The 25017-nt window shown below is 45.4% G+C and carries 22 protein-coding genes; 17 read left to right on the forward strand and 5 right to left on the reverse strand.

What is annotated here, in order from left to right; translation table 11 throughout:
• The first annotated feature begins 70 nt into the window (after positions 1-70).
• The 9 genes from CK1_RS07360 (at position 71) to CK1_RS07400 (ending at position 11697) form a co-directional block, all read left to right on the forward strand.
• On the forward strand, positions 71-451 hold the full coding sequence (locus tag CK1_RS07360) for a hypothetical protein (protein WP_015525636.1): 381 nt from the start codon (positions 71-73) through the stop codon (positions 449-451).
• A gap of 110 nt (positions 452-561) precedes the next feature.
• Complete coding sequence (locus CK1_RS07365) at positions 562-1734, forward strand: class I SAM-dependent methyltransferase (protein WP_021652850.1); 1173 nt, start codon at positions 562-564, stop codon at positions 1732-1734.
• 1 nt (position 1735) lies between these two features.
• Positions 1736-3862 carry a hypothetical protein gene (locus tag CK1_RS07370; RefSeq protein ID WP_015525638.1) on the forward strand — a complete coding sequence of 709 codons (2127 nt, stop codon included), beginning with the start codon at positions 1736-1738 and terminating at the stop codon, positions 3860-3862.
• Positions 3859-4188, forward strand: coding sequence for a C39 family peptidase (locus CK1_RS07375; RefSeq protein ID WP_015525639.1), 330 nt, complete (start codon positions 3859-3861; stop codon positions 4186-4188). The genes CK1_RS07370 and CK1_RS07375 overlap by 4 nt, the downstream gene beginning before the upstream one ends.
• Before the next feature lie 137 nt (positions 4189-4325).
• Positions 4326-5816: a UDP-glucose--hexose-1-phosphate uridylyltransferase gene (gene galT, locus CK1_RS07380; protein ID WP_015525641.1), complete on the forward strand. Its 1491-nt coding sequence runs from the start codon at positions 4326-4328 to the stop codon at positions 5814-5816.
• Positions 5817-5872: 56 nt separating this feature from the next.
• Positions 5873-7354 carry an InlB B-repeat-containing protein gene (locus tag CK1_RS07385; RefSeq protein WP_015525642.1) on the forward strand — a complete coding sequence of 494 codons (1482 nt, stop codon included), beginning with the start codon at positions 5873-5875 and terminating at the stop codon, positions 7352-7354.
• A gap of 203 nt (positions 7355-7557) precedes the next feature.
• Entirely contained in the window at positions 7558-8949 is a 1392-nt protein-coding gene (asnS, locus tag CK1_RS07390; protein ID WP_015525643.1) for an asparagine--tRNA ligase, read from the forward strand.
• Positions 8950-9060: 111 nt separating this feature from the next.
• A complete protein-coding gene (locus tag CK1_RS07395; RefSeq protein ID WP_015525644.1) occupies positions 9061-10122 on the forward strand; it encodes a metallophosphoesterase family protein in 1062 nt (353 codons plus the stop codon).
• A 27-nt stretch (positions 10123-10149) separates the two neighbouring features.
• On the forward strand, positions 10150-11697 hold the full coding sequence (locus tag CK1_RS07400; RefSeq protein WP_015525645.1) for an ATP-binding protein: 1548 nt from the start codon (positions 10150-10152) through the stop codon (positions 11695-11697).
• A gap of 163 nt (positions 11698-11860) precedes the next feature.
• On the opposite strand, the gene CK1_RS07405 is transcribed toward CK1_RS07400, so the two are convergent.
• From CK1_RS07405 to murC, 4 genes are all read right to left on the reverse strand, one after another.
• Entirely contained in the window at positions 11861-13045 is a 1185-nt protein-coding gene (locus tag CK1_RS07405; protein ID WP_015525646.1) for a ribose-phosphate pyrophosphokinase, read from the reverse strand.
• A 1-nt stretch (position 13046) separates the two neighbouring features.
• A complete protein-coding gene (locus tag CK1_RS07410) occupies positions 13047-14033 on the reverse strand; it encodes an ATP-binding protein (RefSeq protein WP_015525647.1) in 987 nt (328 codons plus the stop codon).
• 22 nt (positions 14034-14055) lie between these two features.
• Complete coding sequence (locus tag CK1_RS07415; RefSeq protein WP_015525648.1) at positions 14056-15153, reverse strand: DnaD domain protein; 1098 nt, start codon at positions 15151-15153, stop codon at positions 14056-14058.
• A gap of 330 nt (positions 15154-15483) precedes the next feature.
• Positions 15484-16863 (reverse strand): UDP-N-acetylmuramate--L-alanine ligase, encoded by a 1380-nt coding sequence (gene murC, locus CK1_RS07420; protein ID WP_015525649.1) that lies wholly within the window; start codon positions 16861-16863, stop codon positions 15484-15486.
• Positions 16864-17176: 313 nt separating this feature from the next.
• Between murC and CK1_RS07425 the strand changes: the two genes are divergently transcribed.
• The 4 genes from CK1_RS07425 to CK1_RS07440 all read left to right on the forward strand — a co-directional run bounded on the left by CK1_RS07425 (position 17177) and on the right by CK1_RS07440 (position 21581).
• The gene (locus CK1_RS07425; RefSeq protein ID WP_015525650.1) at positions 17177-18454 is read left to right on the forward strand and encodes a glucose-1-phosphate adenylyltransferase; all 1278 of its coding nucleotides are present in this window, start codon (positions 17177-17179) and stop codon (positions 18452-18454) included.
• Positions 18451-19572 (forward strand): glucose-1-phosphate adenylyltransferase subunit GlgD, encoded by a 1122-nt coding sequence (gene glgD, locus CK1_RS07430; protein ID WP_015525651.1) that lies wholly within the window; start codon positions 18451-18453, stop codon positions 19570-19572. The genes CK1_RS07425 and glgD overlap by 4 nt, the downstream gene beginning before the upstream one ends.
• Positions 19573-19629: 57 nt before the next feature.
• Positions 19630-19926: a septation regulator SpoVG gene (gene spoVG / locus CK1_RS07435; protein WP_015525652.1), complete on the forward strand. Its 297-nt coding sequence runs from the start codon at positions 19630-19632 to the stop codon at positions 19924-19926.
• Between the two features lie 266 nt (positions 19927-20192).
• Positions 20193-21581, forward strand: coding sequence for a PcsB-like coiled-coil domain-containing protein (locus CK1_RS07440; protein ID WP_015525653.1), 1389 nt, complete (start codon positions 20193-20195; stop codon positions 21579-21581).
• A 155-nt stretch (positions 21582-21736) separates the two neighbouring features.
• On the opposite strand, the gene pduB is transcribed toward CK1_RS07440, so the two are convergent.
• On the reverse strand, positions 21737-22459 hold the full coding sequence (pduB, locus tag CK1_RS07445) for a microcompartment protein PduB (protein WP_015525654.1): 723 nt from the start codon (positions 22457-22459) through the stop codon (positions 21737-21739).
• A gap of 69 nt (positions 22460-22528) precedes the next feature.
• Here pduB and CK1_RS07450 point away from each other — a divergent pair, with 69 nt between their 5' ends.
• The 4 genes from CK1_RS07450 to CK1_RS07465 all read left to right on the forward strand — a co-directional run.
• Complete coding sequence (locus tag CK1_RS07450) at positions 22529-22774, forward strand: hypothetical protein (RefSeq protein WP_306288834.1); 246 nt, start codon at positions 22529-22531, stop codon at positions 22772-22774.
• A complete protein-coding gene (locus CK1_RS07455; protein WP_015525656.1) occupies positions 22737-23288 on the forward strand; it encodes a biotin transporter BioY in 552 nt (183 codons plus the stop codon). Before CK1_RS07450 ends, CK1_RS07455 begins: the two co-directional genes overlap by 38 nt.
• Positions 23278-23718 (forward strand): DUF1284 domain-containing protein, encoded by a 441-nt coding sequence (locus CK1_RS07460; protein WP_015525657.1) that lies wholly within the window; start codon positions 23278-23280, stop codon positions 23716-23718. The genes CK1_RS07455 and CK1_RS07460 overlap by 11 nt, the downstream gene beginning before the upstream one ends.
• 401 nt (positions 23719-24119) lie before the next feature.
• Positions 24120-25017 (forward strand): hypothetical protein (locus CK1_RS07465; protein ID WP_353611138.1); only part of this gene is annotated, 898 nt, incomplete at its 3' end.

The raw sequence follows: 25017 nt of genomic DNA on the forward strand, positions 1-25017 counted from the left end.
TTGGAGGGAACCGTCATTTTTCTTCTGCATATACTGTAAGAGATAGCAGAGAGAGGACCGCAGAAGAGTTATGATCTATCCAGATTTTTATCCGTTTTATGCTACACAGGGAAGTCCTGGTTTTTATAATGAAGAGAGAGAACAGGAAAAGGAATTTGATCTGATGAGATCATACTATCCGGATACAGCCCGAAGGATCCAGGAAAAAGCGGAAGCACAGTGTCAGCTTTTGGATTATGAGGGAAGCCGGCTGTATGATGAATATCCGGATCGTTTCATGCTCTATCACATCTGTCACCAGGTGAAAGGACAGATGGAAGGAGATACCAGTGTACAGGAGATTCCAGGAGGGTTCCTGGATGATCTGATCGAAGTGCTGGTGTATCAGGAGATTTCCAGACGAAGATGCAGGAGGAAAAGGTGCAGAAAATGTTTCCGCACTGAGTATTAAAATGGCGGTTTACCCATGAACGATACAGTGATACTGGCAGAAGCGACCAAAACTGGTTCGCACAACATCTGTCCATATACAATAAAACAAAAAGTGAATATAATGGAAGTATGATGAAAACAATAAGGGAATTTTTAGAAGAACAGATTAATGAACAGCTGATACAGGCTGTTGTCAGTGGCCGCAGGACTGGCGAGGGACCTTCCAAGGTGAAGCTTCGTCCTGTGGAGCTGAAGGGTCAGATTTTTTACCAGGCGTCCATGACAGAAGGGACGAAGGTTTATCATAAGAATTTTACCAGGGAAGAGATGATCGCTTATCTGGAGCATGCCATGGAGGAATTTCGTCAGCTTCAGGCAACTGGACGCAGTCAGGATGGAAGTATCCTTATCAGCAAGAAAGGGAAAGCAACCATCAAAACAAAACAACACGGGCCTGCGCAGAATGAGAAGATAAAGATCGCTCCTCATAACCGGGTGAAACAGTACATTCTCAGAGAGGGAACGGCAGCTCCGTTTCTGGTGGATCTGGGAGTTATGACAAAGGATGGAAAGATCGTTGCTTCCAGATATGACAAGTTCAGACAGATCAATCGCTTTCTGGAGTTTATCAGGGATATCCTTCCGAAGCTTCCTAAAGACAGAGAGATCACGATCCTGGATTTTGGCTGCGGAAAATCCTATCTTACTTTTGCTATGTATTATTATCTCAGAGAACTGGAGGGTTTTGATGTAAACATCATAGGGCTGGATCTTAAGGAAGATGTGATACGGCATTGCAGTGAATTGGCCAGATCTTATGGTTATGACAAGCTGCATTTTTACCAGGGAGATATTGCAGGGTACGAAGGCGTTTCTTCTGTGGACATGGTGGTGACACTTCATGCCTGCGATACAGCAACAGATTTCGCTCTGGCCAAGGCAGTGGAATGGGGGGCTCAGGTGATCCTGTCTGTTCCATGCTGTCAGCATGAACTGAATCGTCAGATTCGAAACGAAATGCTCCAGCCTGTTATGCGTTATGGGATCCTGAAGGAAAGAATGGCAGCTCTGATCACAGATGGTCTTCGTGCCGAGCTTCTGGAAAGCAAAGGATATGAAACCCAGCTTCTTGAATTTATCGATATGGAACATACACCAAAAAATATTCTGATCCGCGCAGTAAAAACCGGAAAGAAAAAGAGCAGGGACAGTTTTTCGGATACCATGAAGGCTCTTCATGTGGCTCCTACCCTGGATAGGCTTCTTTATCCGGAAGAGTCAGCCTCACAGAAGGGAGAATGACATGATGAAGATCCTACGTAAGGGAGTGATACTGCTGGTGATCTTTGTGGCAGTAGTAGCCGGGACCTCATTTCTGATGAACAGTCAGTCTACAGATAACCGCTCAGATATGAACGATGCCACACTTCCGGAGGTTATGGTAAAGATCGGAAGTACCCAGGCAAATAAGATGTATGGATACAGACAGCAGATGCAGACCGATTTCATGAGAGGAAGTATTACTCCGCTGGATACGACCAAAAAAGTGTCTTTTGAGATCAACCCATATGCTGATACAGTAACAGGGCTTGCTTATGAGGTACGGACTTCAGACGGAAGCAAAGTTATGGAGAACCGTAAGATCAAGAATCTCACGAAAGAGGACAACGGCTGTTTAAGTACAGAGATTGAGATCGGCAGTGACCTTCGCATGAACCAGGAGTATTCCATGCAGATCACGCTGGATACCAGTGAGGGGGAAGTTTACTACTATACAAGAGTGGTTTCCAGAACCCAGTTGAATACAGAAGCGTATCTTCAGTTTGTCAAGGATTTTTCCACAAAGTGTCTGGACAAGGAACAGGCAGATACGCTGACCGGATATCTGGAAGCGGAGGATATTTCCGGCGGAACGAATTACAATAATATTTCCATCAGTTCCGGACTTTCCAATATCAGCTGGGGATCCCTTTCTCCGAAGCTCTACATGGAAGGAGTTCCGCTGATCGATGATATCAATGAAACGACTGCAAGTATTACGCTGGATTATCAGGTTTCCGCACAGGATGATGAGGGTAAAACCGAAATTTATGATGTTACGGAATTTTACCGTATGCGTTATACAGAAACAAGGATCATGCTGCTTGATTTTAAACGTTCTGCAACGAAGGTATTTGATCCGTCTCAGAAGGTAGTTTCCGATGCAGGCCTGCTTCTGGGTGTCCGTGACAAGAATGTCACCTATGCTTCAGACAGCAGTGGAAAGATCGTTGCTTTTGAGCAGGATGGGGATCTCTGGTCTTATGCACCGTCCAGCGGAAAGATCACAAGGATCTTCAGCTTCCGCAAAGAGGAAGATAACGATTCCAGATATGTGCGCAACGAACATGATATCAAGATCATCCGAGTGGCAGATAACGGGGATGTGGACTTTGTATTGTACGGTTACATGAACCGTGGTGTTCACGAGGGATACAGCGGTGTCTGTGTTTATCACTACAACAGCGACCGTAATGTGGTGGAAGAAAAAGTATTCATACCAAGTACAGAATCCTACGAGTTCCTGAAGGAAGATCTTGGAACACTCACTTATGTAAACAAAAACAATCAGCTGTTTCTGCTGTTTGCACAGAAGCTGTATCAGGTAGATATTGAGACAGGAACCTCACAGGTTCTGGAAGAAGGAATCAAACAGAACCATTTTGTTGTGTCAGATACCAAGGCACATGCAGCATGGCTGATCGAATCCGGAGATGATGCAGGGAAGATCCGGGAAATTGAATTTGATTCTCTGAAAACAAGAGATATTTCGCCGGAAAGCGGAAAAAATTTGAGAGCTTTGGGATTTATGAATGAAGATCTGGTATATGGGATCCTTTCCGATGAAGACATTCTTACGGATGCCAACGGACATGAAACAGAGGGAATCAGTACATTCCGCATTGAAAGCTTTAAAGGAAAGGTGAAAAAAGAGTATCGTCAGGATGGCCTTTATATCACCAACGTAACGGTTGGCAGTACCATGATGGAGTTTGAACTTTCTGCAAAATCCGGGAATGCTTATACAGTCCAGAAAAAGGACAATATCATGAATAACAAAAAAGCATCCGGAAGCCAGATAGATGTAGCATTGATCACTACAAACCGTGCAGGAACGCTGATCCGCCTGACCATGACTCAGAAACCGGAGACAGACAGTCCGCTGCTTGTTTGTTCCAAGATCGAGAGTACTGAAGACTCATCGGTAACATTGGATACTACCGTTCCACAGGGAGAACTTTATTATGTTTATGCATATGGTTCTCTTGACCGTATCTATACCGATCCGGCTGCAGCTGTGAAACGCGCGGATGCGCAGACTGGAGTGGTACTTAACCGTGCGCAGCAGTATGTCTGGGAACGTGGAAACAAAAAACAAAGCTCCAGATGAATATAGAGGATGTACCGGAAAGTATACGTACAGCCAACTGGAAGAAAAAAGAACTTCAGGATAGCCTTGGTGATATGGGAACGGTGATCGATCTGACCGGCTGCACTCTTGACAATGTTCTTTATGAGGTCAGTGCCCAGAGACCGGTGATCGCCAAGACAGGAGAAAATTCCAGTGTGGTGATCGTAGGCTATGATGAATATAATACCTATCTTTATGATCCGGCAACAGGGCAGATCAGCCCGTATGGAATGAATGACAGTACAGCGCTGTTTGAGAGTGCCGGAAATGTATTTCTCACCTATATAGAAAACGTCATAGAGTGATGCTTACAGAGCAGGCCGGATGAAGGCCATGGGGTTACAGCAGGATGGCAAGACGGGAGTTCCCGTTTGGCATAAATCGGAAAACAGGAAAAAGTTCCTGTTTTCCGGGAAAAGCGCGACAGGAAAGGGGAAAAGCAATGTTAAGTGAAAGTATTAAAAAACTGGTACAGTATGGGGTGGAGAGTGGTATTACTCCGGAATGCGAAAGAATTTATGCAACCAATCTTCTTCTGGATGCCTTTGGGGAAAGCGAATATACAGAACCGGAGACAGAGTATGCTAAAATCAATCTTGAGGAGACTTTGAACGAACTTCTTGATGAGGCTGTAAAGAGGGGCATCATTGAGGACAGTATTGTGTACAGAGATCTCTTTGATACAAAACTGATGAACTGTCTGATGCCGCGTCCTGCTCAGGTACAGAGAGAATTCTGGGCTGCTTATAAAGAAGATCCGGAAAAAGCCACAGATTATTTTTATAAGCTGAGTCAGGACAGTAACTATATCAGACGTTATCGCGTAAAAAAAGATCAGAAATGGACAGTAGACAGCGAATATGGCAAGATCGATATCACGATCAACCTGTCCAAGCCGGAAAAAGATCCAAAGGCTATCGCAGCTGCCAAGCTGGTAAAGTCCAGTAGCTATCCAAAATGTCTGCTTTGTCCGGAAAATGAAGGCTATGCAGGAAGAGTCAATCATCCGGCAAGGGAGAACCACAGGATCATCCCGATCACCATCAATGACAGTCCATGGGGCTTCCAGTACTCTCCATATGTTTACTACAATGAACATTGTATCGTATTTAACAGTCAGCATACTCCGATGAAGATCGAGAGAAATACATTTATCAAGCTGTTTGATTTTGTAAAGCTGTTCCCACATTATTTCCTTGGCTCCAATGCGGATCTTCCAATCGTAGGAGGTTCTATCCTCAGCCACGATCATTTCCAGGGCGGGCATTATACCTTTGCCATGGCGAAGGCAGAGATTGAAAAGCATGTGACGATCCCGGGATACGAAGATGTGGAAGCCGGCATTGTAAAATGGCCTCTTTCCGTACTGCGTATCCGCAGCAAAGACGAGACGAGACTGATCGATCTGGCAACACATGTACTGGCAGGCTGGAGAGGATATACGGATGAGGCTGCATTTATCTTTGCAGAAACAGACGGAGAGCCGCACAACACCATCACACCGATCGCACGTAAAGTGGGAGATACCTTTGAACTAGATCTGACATTACGTAACAATATCACAACAGAGGAGCATCCGCTGGGGGTTTATCATCCGCATGCATGCTATCATCATATCAAGAAAGAGAATATCGGTCTTATCGAAGTTATGGGACTCGCTGTTCTTCCGGCACGTCTGAAAGAAGAGCTGGAGCTTCTTGAAGAATACATTTTAAGCGGCAGGGACATCGCTTCCAATGAGAAAATCGAGAAACATGCTGCATGGGTTGCAGAATTTCTGCCAAAATATGAGAAACTTGATAAAGATAATATCCAGGAAGTCCTTCGCAGGGAAGTGGGCAATGTATTTGTTCATGTACTGGAGGATGCCGGTGTTTATAAATGCACACCAGAGGGCAGGGATGCATTTATGAGATTTATCAATACTCTGTAAAAAAAAGTACGGAGGCACCCGGGGATGGATATGTATTTCAGGAGGAGTTTATTTATATGAAAAACAGAGAAAAAACCGGAAAGGCCTTTCGGATAAAATGGCTTTTGCTGGCACTTGTGGCAGCTGCACTGATCTTTGTGCCGGCTGCATCGCATAAGGTGTCGGCGGCGAAGCTTGTTTATACCGTTAAGTTCAATAATAATTCAGGTACCAGCAAAAGTAAGACGTATACCGCACTGACACAGAATGTGACATTAAATACTACGATCCGGCTTCCGGCAGTACCCAAGGCTGTGGGATATCAGAATCTCGGATGGACCACACGGAAGGGGAGCAGTAAGGTGGTATATAAAGCAGGTGCCCGCGTAAAGGTCAGAAAAGATATGACTCTGTATGCGGTCCGCAGAAAGAGCAGATACTATACCGTAAACTTCTATCTTGGAAATGGAAGCACCAATTCCGCATATAAGAAGCTGCAGAAAAAAGTAGAAGAGGGTACATATTACACATTGCCTGCAGTTCCATCCAGATCGGGATATGTAAATCTTGGCTGGTCAACAGCAAAGAACGGCAAGGCATCTACTGCAAAAAAAGTAGGAACGAAGATTAAAATCTCCGGTAATATCAGATACTATTCCGTACAGATGCAGTCAGTAAAAGTAAATCTCCGCAAGGCAAACGGAACCGTATGGAAGACAGTAACACTTGGAAAGGGCGGTTACCTTAAGCTCCCATCTGTATCCAATGCGACAGGTTATACGTTTATGGGTTGGTCTAAGACCAGACGGACCGGTTCTTCCACAGATCCGGATTATGAAGCCGGTGAACTTCTGCGGATCAGCAAAAACACCAATCTGTATGCGACGGTATTTAACCGTGCACTGGAGAAGGACATCAGTTCCGATGAGATGGCTCATCCGGCGATCGGTATGATGTACAGTAAGGTTATTTTTGTGGGGGATTCCCGTACTGCAGGAATACAGGCGACACTGAAAAAACAGATGAGCAGTTCTGTAACAAATGGGGTTTCTTTTGTTGCAAACCCAGGAAAGGGCTTGAGCTGGTTCAGAGATACAGGATATGCACAGCTTATAGAAGAGATCGACAAAACAGAAGGTTCCAAACCGATCGCCGTTATCTTTAATCTGGGTGTCAATGACCTGGGAAATGCAGGCAATTATGTCAGCTATATGACCAATATTGCATCCACACTGAAAAGTAAGAACTGTAAACTCTTTTATATGTCCGTAAACCCGATCAACAGTACCATGATCACAAAAGCAGGAAGAGGCGCCCGTACAGAAGCACAGGTAAGAGAATTCAACAGCAAGATCCGTTCCGGTCTTTCTCTGGATTACAAGTACATCGATATGTACAGCGTACTTATGAAAAAAGGCTACGGGACCAATGCTTCCTACAATGGCACAGACGCTGACAGTGATGATGGACTTCACTACACAACAAAGACATTCAAGAGGATCTACTATTACTGCATTACTTATCTCAACACAGGAAGTATCAACGCATCTTATTATTAATGGTATAACAGACAGAAAAATCCCGTCTGCCGGAGACATTCCGCCAGGCGGGATTTTTCTGTCCGGCGGCCTGCTATTTTTCTGTCCGACAGGGCAATTACTCCTTGCACGAACCATGAGAATAGTCTATACTTAATTCGATACGGACGTTTGGAGGTCCGCAGGGACGTGTGATCCTGAATATGAGGAATGAGGTATAGATTATGAAACTGACAACAGTGAAAGAGATTTACAGAAACCGTGAACAGTATCTCGACAAAGAGATCACCGTAGGTGGATGGGTACGAAGTGTTCGTGATTCCAAGGCGTTTGGATTCATCGTACTTCATGATGGAAGCTTTTTTGAAACTCTTCAGATCGTATATCACGATAACATGGAGAATTTCGCAGAGGTTTCCAAGCTGAACGTTGGAGCGGCCATCATTGTTAAGGGAACGCTGGTAGCTACCCCTCAGGCGAAGCAGCCATTTGAGATCCAGGCAACAGAGATATCTGTAGAGGGAGCTTCCGCACCGGATTATCCACTTCAGAAGAAGAGACACAGTCTTGAATACTTAAGGACCATGACACATTTAAGACCGAGAACAAATACTTTTCAGGCTGTATTTCGTGTACGTTCTCTCTGTGCATATGCGATCCATAAATTTTTCCAGGAGAGAGGCTTTGTCTATGTGCATACACCGCTGATCACAGGAAGTGACTGTGAAGGTGCAGGAGAGATGTTCCAGGTAACAACACTGGATCCGAAGAATATTCCGCTGACAGAGGATGGAAGTGTTGATTATTCACAGGATTTCTTCGGAAAGGAGACAAATCTTACCGTAAGCGGACAGCTGAACGGAGAGACTTATGCACAGGCATTCCGCAATATCTACACATTCGGACCGACCTTCCGTGCTGAGAATTCCAACACTACCCGCCATGCAGCTGAGTTCTGGATGATCGAGCCTGAGTGTGCGTTTGCAGACCTTCAGGATGCTATGGAGCTTGCAGAGGCTATGCTGAAATACGTGATCCGTTATGTCTTTGAGAATGCACCGGAGGAAATGAACTTCTTCAATTCCTTCATTGACAAGGGGCTTCTTGACAGACTGAACCATGTGCTTAATTCTGAATTTGCGCATGTGACCTATACAGAGGCTGTTGAGATCCTTGAGAAGAACAATGACAAATTTGATTACAAGGTATTCTGGGGATGTGATCTTCAGACAGAGCATGAGCGCTATCTGACAGAGCAGGTCTACAAGAGACCGGTATTTGTTACAGATTATCCGAAGGAGATCAAGGCATTCTACATGAAACTCAACGAGGATGGAAAGACAGTTGCGGCTATGGACTGTCTGGTGCCGGGAATCGGAGAGATCATTGGAGGAAGCCAGAGAGAGGATGACTACGACAAGCTGAAAACACGTATGGATGAGCTGGGTCTGAAACCGGAGGATTACGATTTCTATCTGGATCTTCGTAAATATGGTTCCACACGTCATTCCGGCTTTGGTCTTGGATTTGAGAGATGTGTCATGTACCTTACAGGTATGGGCAACATCCGTGACGTGATCCCATTCCCGAGAACTGTAAAGAACTGCGATCTTTGATCAGAACACTTTTGCACAGCAGGACGTTCTGTGCTCCTGAGATCAGAGAACAGCAGGGAGAAATTTGCAACAGGTATTGATATGTGTGACTGACACACAAGGGAGAACATTATGAGATTTATTCATCTTGCAGACGTGCATCTGGGCGCAGTTCCCGACAGGGGCTGCCCGTGGAGCAAAGAGCGGGAGGAAGAAATCTGGAGCACTTTCCGCCGGGTTATTGCGGGCATCCGCGAAGATCCGGTGGATTTGCTATTTATATCCGGAGATCTGTTCCACCGCCAGCCTCTTATGAGAGAGCTTAAGGAAGTAAATTATCTGTTTTCCACCATCCCGGATACCAGAGTGTATCTGATGGCAGGAAATCATGATTTTATAAGCAGAGATTCTTTTTATAATACGTTTGAGTGGAATTCCAATGTTATATTTTTCAGGAGCAGGGAACTGACCTGCGTTAAAGATCCCAGGCTTGATGTCTATGTATATGGACTGAGTTACTATGACCGGGAAATAAAAGACGGACTTTATGATCAGGCTGTCCCTGTCCAGAAAGAAGGAATCCATATTCTGCTGGCCCATGGCGGCGATGAGAAGCATATTCCTCTCAGTGCAGCAGCTCTGGCGGCATCAGGCTTCGATTATGTGGCGTTAGGGCATATCCACAAGCCGCAGATCCTGATCCGTGACCAGGCGGCCTTTTCCGGGGCTCTGGAGCCCATTGACAGGAATGATACAGGGGAACATGGATATATGGAGGGACGACTGATCAACGGAAGGATCCGTACAGAGTTCGTTCCCTTTGCCTGTCGTTCCTATCAGCAGCTGGTAATGACACTTCACGAGGAAACTACACAGATATCTCTGGAAGAAGCGGTAAAATCCCAGATTTTCCGCAGAGGAGGAAGGAATATCTACAGGATCGTTCTTCAGGGAATGCGTTCGCCGGATCTTCTTCTGATCCCTGAGAAACTGAAAAGTCTCGGAAATGTTACCGATGTTGTGGATGAATCCTGGCCGGCGTATGATCTTGGTGAGCTCTACAAACGCTACAGCGGTACTCTGATCGGTGATTATATCGGCTATTTTCTGGCCAAAAAGGGTATGGATACCGTGGAAAAAAAGGCGCTGTATTATGGGCTTCAGGCATTGCTTGAGACAGGCAGCCGGCGATAAAGGGGCAGCACAGGAGGATAGCATAAGATGGTTATCAGACGTTTAAAAATAAAAAATTTCGGGAAGATCCGGGCCAAGGATATGGAGCTTTCGCCTGGGATCAACGTACTTTACGGTGAAAATGAGAGTGGAAAAACTACCACACATACATTTATCCGCTCCATGTTTTACGGCGTTCGCAGACTGCGGGGAAAGGCTGCTCTGAACGATACATATACAAAATATGAACCATGGGAAAATCCGGCAGAATATGGTGGGATCATGTGGTTTACAAGTAAGGGGAAGAAGTATCGTCTTACCAGGAATTTTTATAAAGAAAAGAAGTTGGGAGAGCTTCTCTGTGAAGATGATGGCAGTCTTGTGGATGCGGAACAGGGAGCTCTTGGGACTATTCTGGGAAATGTAAGTGAGGCAGTTTATGATAATACGGTGTCTGTGGCACAGCTGAAAAGCGTTACAGGAAAAGATCTCGTACGTGAACTGCAGAATTACATGGCCAGCTATCAGGGAACCGGTGACAGTTCCATTGACATGGGACGAGCCATGCAGATGCTGAAAATGTCCAGAAAAGGATATCTGACAGAAGCGGCCCGGCGAAAAAAGGAGCTGGAAAAGGAAAAAGAAAAGATTTCCGCAAACATGGAATATATCCGCAGAGAGATCCGTGAATTGGATGAGAAGCGTGATCGGATCATGCAGCAGCAGGACGGGATGAACATAGGGACCAGAGAACGGAGTACAGAGGATCTTCTTGAGCTTCGGATCGATCGTGTAAAAAGAAGACGGGAGCTGACAGATGCAGTTCTGGCAGTTGTGCTGCTTGGTGGGATTGCCGGTACCGGCTGCCTGGCGGCTTTTTCCGGGCAGGTCATTTTCAGTGTTCTGGCAGGCGTGGCAACTGCGGCGATTTCTGTAGCGGCATTGTTTTTTCGCATACGGCTCAGCAGGGAGCTGAATAAGAGAGAACGTCAGAGAGAGCGCTGGCATTCCAGACATGAGGAGCTGACCTGGAACCGGAACAGTCTGGACAGTGACTACGAAGAGAAGCATACAGCGCTGGAGAACCTGCAGGCAGAGTTGACGGAATGTGAAGAAAACACAGAAGTGATCACTCCGGAGGAAACGGAGATCCAGGCGTTGAATATGGCTATGGAGACGATTGAGGCACTTTCCGGAAACATTACGGATCAGGTAGGGGTCCGTCTGAAAAAACGTACATCTGAGATATTAAGTGAGATCACCGGTGGCAGATACCAGGAGGTTCTGATGGATGAGGCACTGCATATATCTGTGAACACAGGGGAGCGTATCGTATCCATTGAGAGACTGAGTCGCGGGACACTGGAGCAGATTTATTTTGCCCTTCGTATGGCAGCAGGAGAGCTTTTCTGCAAAGAGGAACCGTTCCCTGTGATCCTGGATGATGTATTTGGCATGTATGATGAAGAACGTCTTGCAGCGGCTCTCAGGTGGCTGCATAAAGAAAACAGACAGGTGATCATAAGTACCTGCCATAAAAGAGAAATGGAGATCCTGGATAAAGAGAGGATTCCCTATCAGAAGCTTCCTATGTGAGCTTTTGCAGGAAGATTTCAGCATAAAGATCAAAAGCAAAGCAGACAGCAGATGCGGATCATGGATATCCGTCTGTTACAGAAATATAAAGCGGCTGCGCTTTCTGAGAAACTGTTATATCGTTCTCAGAAGGTGCAGCCGCTTTGCGTGCGTTATGATTTATTTATTTCTCATGCTGGCTCATGTAATTTGTTACGCAGCGTTTGATTCTGTCTACCGGATTCAGAAGGTGGCTGACAGAGGTATCATGGTTCAGCGTATCAATGATCAGAGCAATATATTTGCTCATATCGCAGCTGATGTAGTATGGCTTCTCAAGAAGCTCCGGTGACTGATAAACCAGGTTAGTAGTAAGGAGCTTGTCGAAGTAGCCCTTCTTGTAAGCATCGTCAAATTTATCAAGACCATCGGTAAAGAATCCGAAGGTAGAGCAGATGTAAACTCTGCCTGCTCCTTTCTCTTTCAGGAGAGACGCGATCTTAATGATCGTATCACCGGAGGAGATCATATCATCGATCAGGATCATATCCTTGCCCTCGATCTTTGGTCCGAGGAATTCATATGCTGCGATCGGATGACGGCCGTTTACATATCTTGAGTAATCCAGACGTTTATAGTACATACCCATATCAACACCGAGGACATTGGCGAGATAGATCGCACGGTTCATGCTTCCTTCGTCCGGGCTGATCGTCATGAAATGATCCTTGTCGATATGAAGTCCCTTTTCATTATTAAGAAGAGCCTTGATGAACTGGTAGGATGGCTGTACAGTCTCAAAACCATGAAGAGGAGTCGCATTCTGTACACGGGAATCATGTGCATCAAAGGTGATGATATTCTCAACACCCATATCGATCAGCTCATGAAGTGCATTGGCACAGTCAAGAGACTCTCTTCCGACACGTTTGTCCTGGCGACTCTCATAGAGATATGGCATGATCACGTTGACTCTGCGGGCTTTTCCGCCTACAGCGGCGATAACACGCTTCATATCCTGGAAATGATCATCCGGGGACATAAGATTCGTGTAAGGTCCGATCGGATAGGATAAGCTGTAATTTGTCACATCTACCATTACGTAGATATCATCACCGCGGACAGATTCGTTGATGGTGCATTTACCCTCACCGGAGCCGAAACGTGGAGTCTTGGCGTCAATAATGTAAGAATCGCGCTTGTATCCCTCGAATGCAAAGGAGTCCATTCCAGGATACTGTCTTTCGGCACGCCATTTGACCAGCCAGTCATTCACCTTCGCGCCTAATGAGCTGCAGCTCTGAAGGGGAATCAGTCCAAGTCTTCCTACCGGGAGTGTGGAAAAATCTTTTGTATTTACCTGTGCCATTTTAATTTCCTCCTAAAAATATTTTCTGTATACGGATGTCCTTCCCGATCAACGATATCATCTGATAGTTGCTGGCAATTCGGGAAAATGTTCTCTCGGAATAGGTATCCGAGAAATTTTTGAGCGTCAGATTCGTGGAAATGATCGTAGATTTCCTGCGCATGATCCGCTCATTGAGACAGAGAAAAAGCTGTGAAGATACGAAACTGTTGGTAAGCTCCGTTCCCAGGTCATCAATGATCAGAAGATCACAGTCATAGATCAGTTCTTCGTCTGTGCCGGTATCTTTTCGGGAAAAAGAATTCGCAGCCATCATATCAAAAAGATCGTAGGCGGAAAAGTACAGGACACAGTGGGTGGATCTGAGAAGCTCTCGGGCGATGCAGTGTGAAAGAAAGGTTTTTCCCACACCGGTATCACCATATAGAAACAGGTTTTCAAATTTATGGTCGAAGTTCTGCACAAAGCGCTGTGCAGTGTCATAGGCCCGTCTGGCTGTTTCCAGGGCAGACAGTCCCGTGGCTTCGTTTTTTATTGTAGCAGAATAATAGTCAAATGAAAAGCTGTCAAAATTCTCTTTTTCGAGAATTTCATTCAGATTGGACTGTGCATAAAGCAGTTCGATCTCAGCTTTTTTAAAACAGGTGCATTTTCGGCTGCCGATATAGCCGGTATCCTGACAGTCAGGGCAGGTGTAAGGCATCTCAAGATAGTCTCCGGGAAAGCCGTTTGCAACAAGAAGGGTGATCCGTTCATCGGAAAGCTCCTGAATGGCTGCCTTCAGATCCGAAGTTCCCTTTTCTTCGCCGTTTAAAAGGCGACGGACTTTGTCAGCACTTAAAGTTGCCACCTCGTCATCGATCTCTTTCAGACGGGGGATCTTTCCGTAGGCTTCGGCTGTGTGCTCCTCCAGAATACGGTGGTTCTGTGCCTGCCGGCGGCTGTATTCTCTCATTATAGTATCATATTGAAAATTCTGTAAAGGCATAAAGCGCTCCTTCCAGGTTCTGTTACTGATTATTTAAAAGACGTTTCTCATATTCCGCAAAATCATAATCACGCTGGTGGAAATTATTGAAGCGGTTGCTATTCTGAGGCTGAGTCTGGGGCTGCTTCTTCCTGGAAACGGATTTCTCAAGCTGGCGTTTTTTGTGTGCGGCATCCAGAAGCCGGATATCCTCCAGCGTATGTACGTTTTTCTTTTTCCAGCCGGAGAGGATCTTATCTGCATATTGGAAACTGGGCTGTCCGGTGGAAAGGACAGTACGGCTGCAGGCTTCCTGGATCAGCTCCAGATCAAAACCGTAGGTCTTGCGCCAGGTATCAATGTAAGTGATCTCGTTATCAACAGGATTGCGGCCGCTGATCCCCATAGCCTTTAGGATCGTGTAATAATCCTTGGAAAAACGGGAGCTGGCATCCCGGGCCATCTCGACGGTGGTGATGCCGTCTTTTGCCCAGGCGAGTGCAACAGTTTCAATATAACGCATACTCTTGCGGCCTCTGGAAACACAGTATTCCACAAGATATTCGATGAGATCCGCAGACATATGGAGTTCATCATAGAAAAAAAGGATCTTCTGCATTTCTGTAGGCGTCAGTGTTTTGGTCAGATACTGCTCTGTGATATAGAGAAGCTGACTGATCTCTTCGTTTTGCTTAAGTTCTCTGATCCGGTCAGGAGTGAGACTGAGAATGTAATCAGCGGAGCTTGGGACTCCCGGATCCGTGTTCCCGGAAACGGAAGCAGAATTGCCGGAACCGGTGAAAGTATCCACGGAAGCGCTGCTCTCTCTATGACCGGTATCCGCAAAGGGTTCCAGCAAAGTGATCCCGGAAAGCTTCTGATCTGCAGTATAGGTTAATGCGATCAGTTTCTCACCTTCCCAGTATTTCAGCGCACGGGAAATATCTCTTTCCGTGCAGAAAAGGCTGTCTGCCATATGCTCCAGGCTGAAAGAAGAAGGAGCGGCAGATACCATCCGGAGAAGGTAGATATATACCTTTACGAACTCCCCGTTGGCACGAGGCATGAAATTGTCAATAAAGCGATTGGAAAGAATCGTTACCTCCAGTTCAGAGGAATTCTGAAGTGAAATCAGGCTCATGATCAGCAGCTCCCTTTCTAAAATACAGCAGATATTTCAGGTGATATCCCAAAGTCCGCCATGCTAAAAAGGATTATAGCACAACCGCTTTTACTTGAGAATAGTCTATTTTCACAGAAGTTGTGCACTAATTTCCATGTGGAAAATGTGGATAGTGTGGAAAACTTTGAGGATAACATTATCAGCAACTAACAAAAACCTTAATTTTGTAAGAAAAATGCGGTATTTGTTGAATTTGGCTGTTGAATTATGTCAAGTAGGTTATACACAAAAAAATCCACATGCCAGGCACGTCTGAAATGTGCATAAGCATGTGGATAATGTGGATAATTATTTTCCGAGAAGGTGTTCTCCAATATTTACAACGTCTCCGGCGCCCATAGTTATCAACAAATCACCATGTGCACAACTTTTTAAGAGGAAGCTCTCGATCTCATCAAAAGTCGGGAAATATTCGCAGGGGGTTCCAAGTTCCTGGATCTGTTTCTGGAGATCCTGGGAAGAAATACCAAGATTGTCTGTTTCACGTGCGGCATAAATATCAGCCAGTACAACATGATCGGCCAGAGTCAGCGCTTTTGCAAATTCCGGAAGAAGAGCTTTGGTACGTGTGTAGGTATGAGGCTGGAATACACACCATACCTTCTGATGCGGATAATTCTTTGCAGCATGAAGGGTTGCCTCGATCTCGGTTGGATGATGTGCGTAATCATCAATGATGGTAATACCGCCGATCTCACCTTTATACTGGAAACGACGGTCTGTACCGGTAAAGCTTCCGAGACCTTTGACGATCACATCATTCGGAAGGTCCAGAAGGCGTCCTACGGCAATGGCGGCCAGTGCATTGGATACGTTGTGGATACCCGGTACACGCAGATAATAGCTGCCGATCTTTTTGCCACGGAAGAGAACGGAGAAGGAAGGATGTCCGTATTTATCCCAGGTAATGTCTGCTGCGGTGTAATCGGCATCGTGCTCCAGACCATAGGTAAGAACATTGCATGGAAGCTCCCGGGTGATCGTCTCATACTCCGGTGTGTCGGCGTTGATGATCAGAGTGCCGTCAGCAGGGAGAAGCTCTGCAAATTTCCGGAAGGAATGGCGGATGTCATCGATGTCCTTGAAGAAATCCAGATGATCGGCATCCATGTTCAGGATCACACTGATCTTAGGGAAGAAGCTTAAAAAGCTGTTGGTGTATTCGCATGCCTCTGTGATAAAGGTCTCAGAATTTCCAACGCGGATGTTTCCGTGGATAGCAGGAAGGATTCCGCCAACACTGATGGTAGGATCACAGTCACCCTCAAGAAGGATATGGGAAACCATGGAAGTAGTAGTGGTTTTTCCGTGGGTTCCGGAAATTGCGATCGGTGTATCGTAGTTCCGCATGATCTGTCCCAGAAGCTCTGCGCGGGTGAGCATTGGAAGCCCTTTTTCTTTCGCACAGGCAAATTCCGGGTTGTCCGGGTGGATCGCTGCTGTATAGACAACCACATCTACATCATCCTTGATGTTGGAAGCGCGCTGTCCGTAATAGATCACAGCGCCACGTTCTTCCAGTGTGCGGGTCAGCGGGCTGGATTTGGCATCGGAACCGGAAATCCGGAAATTTTCTTCCAGAAGGATCTCGGCAAGGCCGCTCATGCTGATGCCTCCGATCCCGATGAAATGAATATGGAGCGGTTTATGAAAGTCTATCTGATACATAATAATCTCCTTATATATATGTTATTTTCGTAGCTCTTTTGTCTGTTTTATTATAACGCCAACAGAAACAATTGAAAAGTGGTTCTTTTGGCTAAAAAAGCGGTTTTTTCCGGAATATAAAAGTAACCAGAAAATAACATCGAAAAATGTTGAAAATTACCAGAGAAATGAAAAAAATGATGAGTCTTACCAATTTATAATATACAATAGCGATAAAAAAAGTAAAATACAGCTAAAATAATTGTAAAAAATGTTCACTAATACAGTGAAGTATGCTATAATGGAATAATCATAACATACAAGAGGTGATCGCATGATTAAGAAAGAGATGATTGCCATGCTCTTGGCCGGTGGGCAAGGCAGCAGGTTAGGAGTTTTGACAGAAAAGGTTGCAAAGCCGGCAGTCGCTTTTGGTGGTAAATATCGTATCATCGATTTTCCACTGAGCAATTGTATTAACTCGGGAATTGACACGGTGGGTGTGCTGACACAGTACCAGCCTCTCCGCCTGAATACACATATCGGTATCGGTATTCCGTGGGATCTTGACCGCAATGAAGGCGGTGTCACAGTCCTTCCTCCGTATGAGAAGAGCACAAGCAGTGAATGGTACACAGGAACTGCCAATGCGATCTATCAGAATCTGGCTTATATGGAGCAGTATAACCCGGATTATGTACTGATCCTTTCCGGTGACCATATCTATAAGATGGATTACGAAGTGATGCTGGATTTCCACAAGGCGAACAAGGCAGATATTACGATCGCGTGTATGCCGGTTCCCATTGAGGAAGCCAGCCGTTTTGGTATTATGGTTACTGATGAGAGCAGCCGTATTACTGAGTTTGAGGAGAAGCCGGAGCATCCAAGCAGCAATCTTGCATCCATGGGTATCTATATTTTCTCATGGCCGGTTCTGAAGGAAGCACTGATCGCCCTGAAGGATCAGAATGGCTGTGACTTCGGTAAACATATCCTTCCGTACTGTAAAGAGAAGGGGCAGCGCCTTTTTGCTTATGAGTACAACGGCTACTGGAAAGATGTAGGAACTCTTGGTTCTTACTGGGAAGCAAATATGGAGCTGATCGATATCATTCCGGAGTTTAATCTTTATGAGGAATTCTGGAGGATCTACACCAAGGGAGATGTGATCCCGCCACAGTATATTTCCGCAGATGCAGTTGTGGACAAGTGTATCATCGGTGAGGGAACAGAAATCTATGGTGAAGTACATAATTCAGTGATCGGTCCGAATGTTATCATCGGCAAGGGCAGTGTGATCCGTGATTCTATTATCATGAAGAATACAGCAGTTGGTGAGAACGTTGTTATGGATAAAGCCATCGTGGCAGAAGATGTTGTCATCGGAAATAATGTTGTGATCGGATGCGGCGAGGAGGTACCGAATGTTCTGAAACCGGCTGTATATTCCTTTGGACTTGTGGCTATCGGCGAAAACAGCGTGATTCCGGACAGTGTCAAAATCGGTAAGAATACCGCTATCGCCGGTGTTACAACAAAAGAAGACTACCCTGACGGAGAACTGGCAGCCGGCCAGGTAATTGCAGCAAAGGACGGTGGGAAAGAATGAGAGCGATAGGTATTATTTTGGCAGGCGGTAATAATAACCGCATGAGAGAATTATCAAACAAAAGAGCAATCGCGGCAATGCCTATTGCAGGAAGTTACCGCGCGATCGACTTTGCCCTCAGCAACATGGCAAATTCACATATCCAGAAGGTTGCTGTGCTGACACAGTATAATGCCCGTTCCCTTAATGAGCATTTAAGTTCATCCAAATGGTGGGATTTCGGAAGAAAACAGGGAGGACTTTATGTCTTTACTCCAACCATTACCAGAGATAACAGCTTATGGTATCAGGGTACTGCAGATGCGATCTATCAGAACCTGAGCTTTTTAAAGAACAGTCATGAACCCTATGCGGTGATCGCTTCCGGCGATGGAATCTACAAGCTGGATTACAATAAAATCCTGGAGTATCATATCGCAAAGCGGGCAGATGTTACCGTTGTATGTACTACATGCAAGGATCAGAGCCAGGTTGAGAGATTTGGTGTTCTTCGCATGAATGAGGACTGTCGGATCGAGGAATTTGAGGAGAAACCGATCGTTTCCTCCTATAATACGGTATCTACTGGTATCTATGTCATCCGAAGAAGGCAGCTGATCGAACTGATCGAGCGTGCTGCCCAGGAAGGAAGGCATGATTTTGTAAATGATATTCTTATCCGTTACAAAAATCTGAAGAGGATTTACGGATATAAGATCGATAACTACTGGAATAATATCTCTACTGCAGAGGCTTATTATCAGACAAATATGGATTTCCTGAAACCGGAGATCCGGAACTATTTCTTCAAACAGGAGCCGGCGATCAAAACCAAGATCGCAGATGTACCTCCTGCTAAGTACAATCCGGGTGCAACTGTGAAGAACAGTCTGGTGTCCAGCGGATGTATCATCAACGGAACTGTGGAGAATTCTGTTCTGTTCCGTGATGTATTTGTAGGAAATAACTGTGTGATCAAAAACTCTGTGATCCTTAATGACGTATATCTTGGAGATAATACGCATATTGAGAATTGCATTGTTGAGAGCCGGGATACCATCCGGGCAAATTCATATTACTGCGGCGAAGAAGGAGAAGTGAAGATCGTCGTAGAGAAAAACGAACGCTACGTATTATAAATGCGGAAGATCAGTTTTCCGCAGATACGGTTAGCGAAATGAAAGGGGCAAGTAGCAATGAATATTACAGATGTACGTGTGAGGAAGGTAGCAAAAGAAGGGAAAATGAAGGCCGTTGTGTCTGTCACAATAGATGATGAGTTTGTGGTACATGACATCAAGGTGATCGAAGGCGAGAAGGGGCTGTTCATCGCAATGCCAAGCCGTAAGGCAAGCGACGGTGAATATCGTGACATCGCACATCCGATCAATTCAGCAACAAGAGAGCAGATCCAGACGATCATCCTGGACAAGTATCAGGAAGTAATGGCTGAGGAAGCTGAGAATGAGGTTCTTATGGAGGCTGCGGAGTAAGAGAAGCAGCTTCAGGGGGGATTACATCAGAGAAGTATTCTCGTAGCTGATGATCTTTGGATTGAAACAGCATAGAATAAAAACTGCCGTTTTACAGATAAATCTGTGAGAGGGCAGTTTTTTTGTGCTCCGGAAAACAAAAAAAACGCTTTTCAGTTCATAAAAATTTAAATTATTACGTATTTGTTACAGAAATAAAATAAAATTATTGCTTTTTATGAAAAATGTGTTATACTAGAATCCATGAAAGGACGAAAGGTGTTTATATGAAGAATAGAAAAGTTTTCACATTACTGCTTACAGGTATGCTGACCCTTTCCATGGGAAGCACCGTATATGCATCAGGTACAGACGCTGCGATCGCAGAGGCACAGGCGGAGAAACAGGCCGCTGAGGAGGGTCTTGCGCAGGTACAGAGCAGCATCGGCACACTGGAGAGCAAGAAGCAGGAGCTGGAGAGCTATCTGGCTGATTTAAACGCACAGTATGAGGATCTTACCAACAGCATTTCTGAGCTTAGTATCCAGGCTGCTGAGAAGGAAGATGAATTAAATAAAGTAAAAAAAGAACTGAAAAAAGCAAAGAAAGCTTCTGCAGATCAGTATGAATCCATGAAGCTTCGAATCGCATATATGTATGAAAATGCCGGAACTTCCGCACTAGAGACACTGCTTTCTTCCGAAAGCCTTGCAGAATTCCTCAATCGCGCGGAGAATGCGATCCAGATTTCTACATACGACAGAGACATGCTGGATAAATATGTGAGTCTTCAGAAGAATATCCAGGAAAATGAGAAAAAGGTTGAGACGGAGTCCGCAGAGATCGATGATCTGATGACGGAGCGTGCAGCCAAACAGCAGGAAGTGCAGTCCATGGCTTCCAGCACAAGCGATGATATTAACTCTTATGTAAACCAGATCAGCGCCAGCCAGGAAGAGGCTCAGCAGCTGATGTCAGATATCAGTAATGCAGACAGCAGTATTACCGCTCTGGTACAGCAGGCAGAGGCGGAGAAGGCTGCAGAAGAGAAAGCTAAGGCTGAAGCGGCAGCAGAGGCTGAGAGACAGGCAGCAGAAGCGGCAGCCCAGGAAGAAGCCGATCAGGATAACGAGGACAGTGAAGAGGCTGATTCTGACGATGATTACGGCTATGATCCGGAGGAGGATACAACCGAGTCTTCCAGCAGCTCTACAAGTACAGACATTGTTGTAGAGGAGGAAGAGGAAGCGGATGATGTACAGTCCGGAAGTTCCGAAGATGTTTCCGAGGACAGCTCCCAGGAGGAGGTTTCTGAGGAGGTTTCCAATGATGAGACAGCTTCCGAGGAGACGGAAGATGCCTCTGCGGATACGTCCGATTCCGGTTCTTCCAGTCAGGGAACATATCTTGGAAACTTTACACTGACCGCATACTGCAACTGTGCACAGTGCTGCGGTACAGCCGGCAATCTTACCGCCAGCGGAACAGTTCCGACAGCAGGACGTACCGTTGCTATGGCGGGTGTTCCGTTTGGGACCAAGCTTCTGATCAACGGCACTGTTTATACGGTAGAGGATCTGGGAACTCCTTACGGACATGTGGATATCTATTGTGGAAGCCATTCTGAGGCATTAAGCTTCGGACTTCAGTCTGCAGATGTATATCAGGTGGGCTGATCCGGGAAAATCCAGAGGAGAATATTTAAGAGAAATACAGCGCTGCAGGATCGTATGCTGATCCTTGCAGCGCTGCTTTTGTATGCATGACGCAGATATGTGTTTCGTGAAGTGTAGTGTGTGGAAATTCACAAATTTCCTGCAACCCGGAGATTTTACAGATACGGCGTACCCGGGATCTCCGGATAGGTTCCCATACCGATGAGAAGCTCAAGGCCTGTCTGACGGCCTTCCAGTACAGCAGCTTTTACAGCACTGGCATCACCGGAGATGGCGATGATCACTTCATTGGAATGACTGGTACCGATATTCGGAGTCATATATTGTGTAATGGATACTGCTGCGGATTTCACGGCATTATCTGCCATCACAAGACCGATAGCAGCCGGAGAACCTGCCATGAAACCAAATGCTTCACCCAGAGGTGTGCCGAAGGCTTTATGGATAGCAGGACCTGCACTTGCGGAAAAAGCAAACTCCAGGTGGCCGGATTCGCTGATGTAGACCTCACCTGCATATTTGTTAGTCAGTTCCAGAGCCAGAGAAATGGCGTGACGCACGTCGGATACATCATTTCCGCCAAGGACGATATAGTTTCCGTGACCGCCCCAGCCCTTGGTGTCTCTTGGAAGTTCAATGGAAAGGACTTCTGTATTTGTGGCTTTTACTGCATCGTCAATAGCTGTGATCTGGCCGGCAGCGCCTGTTCGGGAACTGAAAAGCCCCAGACAGTGGTATTGGGTACCTACGTTCATCTTTTTAAGCAGAGAATCATCAACTCCGGAGATCACGAGTCCGATTGTGTCAAGGACTGCGGTCCCTACAAATTCAGTCCGTGTGCAGTTGGTGCTGATGTTATGAATATCGTGTATATCCATGTGGAAAAATCCCCCTTTTTGCTGAAAACTCATTGGTTTCAGTATAGCATCAGAGAGGGGAATTTGAAAGTGAAAATTGACAATATCATTTGTAAATGGCAGGTTTACATAGTTGTAAACGGCATTGTAAAATGTAAACTTAAAAATAAAATTAAGTTGACATTAAAATCCTGCTGTGTTAAATTGTTAACAGCGAAAGAGCGGATATCATTTATAAAGAATAGAAATGATCTTCCGACAGGAAAAGCAGAAAAGGAAAGAAAGGATACAGATTATTATGACAACAGTGGCAGCAGGCAGAAGCAAGACGTATGATCTTGTTTACATTGCAGTTTTTGCAGTAGTGATGGCAGTTTGCTCATGGATTTCCATTCCGGCACAGGTACCGTTTACTCTGCAGACATTCGGAGTATTTATGGCAGTTGGTGTGCTTGGAGGAAAAAGAGGAACTCTGGCAGTTCTGGTTTACGTTCTTCTTGGAGCAGTAGGAGTTCCGGTTTTTGCAGGATTTTCCGGAGGCATTGGAGCTCTTCTCGGAAATGCAGGTGGATATATCATTGGATTTATCTTTTCCGCACTTGTTATGTGGGCAATTGAGCACGTTTTTGGCAGAAAGCCGGTTGTTCAGATCATTTCCATGATCGTTGGACTGATCGTATGCTATGCCTTTGGAACCGCATGGTTTATGTTTGCCTACACAAGAAGCACAGGTCCGGTAGGCCTTATGGCAGTTCTTGGCTGGTGTGTGTTCCCGTTTATCATTCCGGATCTTATCAAGATTGCACTGGCTTATGTTTTATCAGGAAAGGTACGTAAATATGCAAGATAAAAGCAGTGCTGCGGCATATGCTTCTGATGAGGGCACAGAGGAAATAGTCATTCCTCTGCGCCCTCATCATGGTATGTGCCTGGCGTATTTTAAGGGGGAAGGCTACAGTAACGGTTTTACTGCACATATGGCCGAGATGCTGAAGATTTTTCTGGAGGGAAAGAAAATAAGGCTTCATGTGGATACGGATGAGATCTGCTCTGCCTGTCCGAATAATCTGGGCGGACATTGCGAAGCCGGAGATAAAGTGGCAGAGTATGACAATGCCGTGCTGGAAAAATGTGGACTGAAGGCCGGACAGACATTACACTTCAGCGAATTTACAAAAAAAGTCCAGGAAAAAATCCTTGCGATGGATAAACGTAAGGAAATCTGTGGAAACTGCCAGTGGAACAGTATCTGCGAAGAACAGAAGAGCCGCTGGGCATAAAAGAAAGCAAAAATATAGAAATATAAAAAGTATATGATCTGAGAATGCCGGAGGAAATGGCAATGGCTGTTGCATTTCCTGAAATGATGTCTTGGAATATATACTTTTTTGTTTGAAATATTAGATAATAATATAAATATTTTGAAAACAATTTTTAGTTGAGAAAAAACAACAATAACCGCGAGGCTTTTTTGCCAGATATGTATAGACAAATAATTTAAGCATTGATAAAATGACGATATGTTAGTTTAGACAAACTAAAGCGTGCTTGACAGAGCACTTCTGCGGAAACTGACATATGTTGAATATTCTGCAGAAGAAATTTCAATTAACCAGAGCAGCTGTAAGGTCATGATCTGGTATAAAGTCGTGTAATATAAAAGACAAAGAGGAGGACAGGTATGCATAAGTGGAAGCTTTTTAAGAAGTCAGCTGCACTCGTTCTGAGCTCAGCGGTGATCGCGTCAGGAGTGCCGGTAACGGCAATGGCGTCTGAGGCGGAAGTTTTTAGTGACGTGTCGGAAGAAACACAAGGAGAGACAGCACAGGAAGAAGGAGAGAACGAGAATCAGGAGTCTGTTTCCCAGGGCCAGCCGGAAGTTGGTGAAGCTGATATCCAGTCGGAAGAGCCGGAAGAAAGTGATGCAGAAGCTATTCAGGAAGAAGTAGCAGAAATTTCAGCAGAAGAGATTCAACAGGAAGAGGAGCCGCAGATCCAGGATGATACAGAAGAGGTATTCGGTGATGGAGAAGCATTTATGGCAGAAGCAGGCGAGGTTCTTCAGGATGCTTCTGAGATCACTGTTGCAGGAGTGAAATATCTCTGGTCCATGCAGCCGGCAGAGGGATATACACAGATAGGAACAACAGGCGTTTATGTAAAAGTAGCAGACGGGCAGACAGCTCTGAGCGGAAAGCTGTACGGAACGACAACCTTAAGTTATTCGGAATTTTATGCCGGGGATACCACTCAGGAGAGTTATGACGCTATCACTTCGGCAACAACGAGTAAAAATCAGATTTTTGCTAATGAGGACAGCACAGAGGTGACCTCTTCCGGATATCAGATCCAGGGTGTGAAGAATGTAAGTGTTGCAGTGGACGCGGAAACCTATGTAGATGCACAGGCGCTGAAAGCTGCTTCCAAGCTTCCGAGAGAGGGTGTCTATACAGAGGCAGCAGATATTACGCTGAATGAAGCACCGTCACAGGAAACAGGACAGTATAAAACTCTGAATACAGACGGAACATACAGTGCAACAAAATTCGATGTAAAAGCAACGGTCACAGATGCATCCG

This window comes from Ruminococcus sp. SR1/5, assembly GCF_000209835.1.
GTDB lineage: Bacteria > Bacillota > Clostridia > Lachnospirales > Lachnospiraceae > Blautia_A > Blautia_A fusiformis.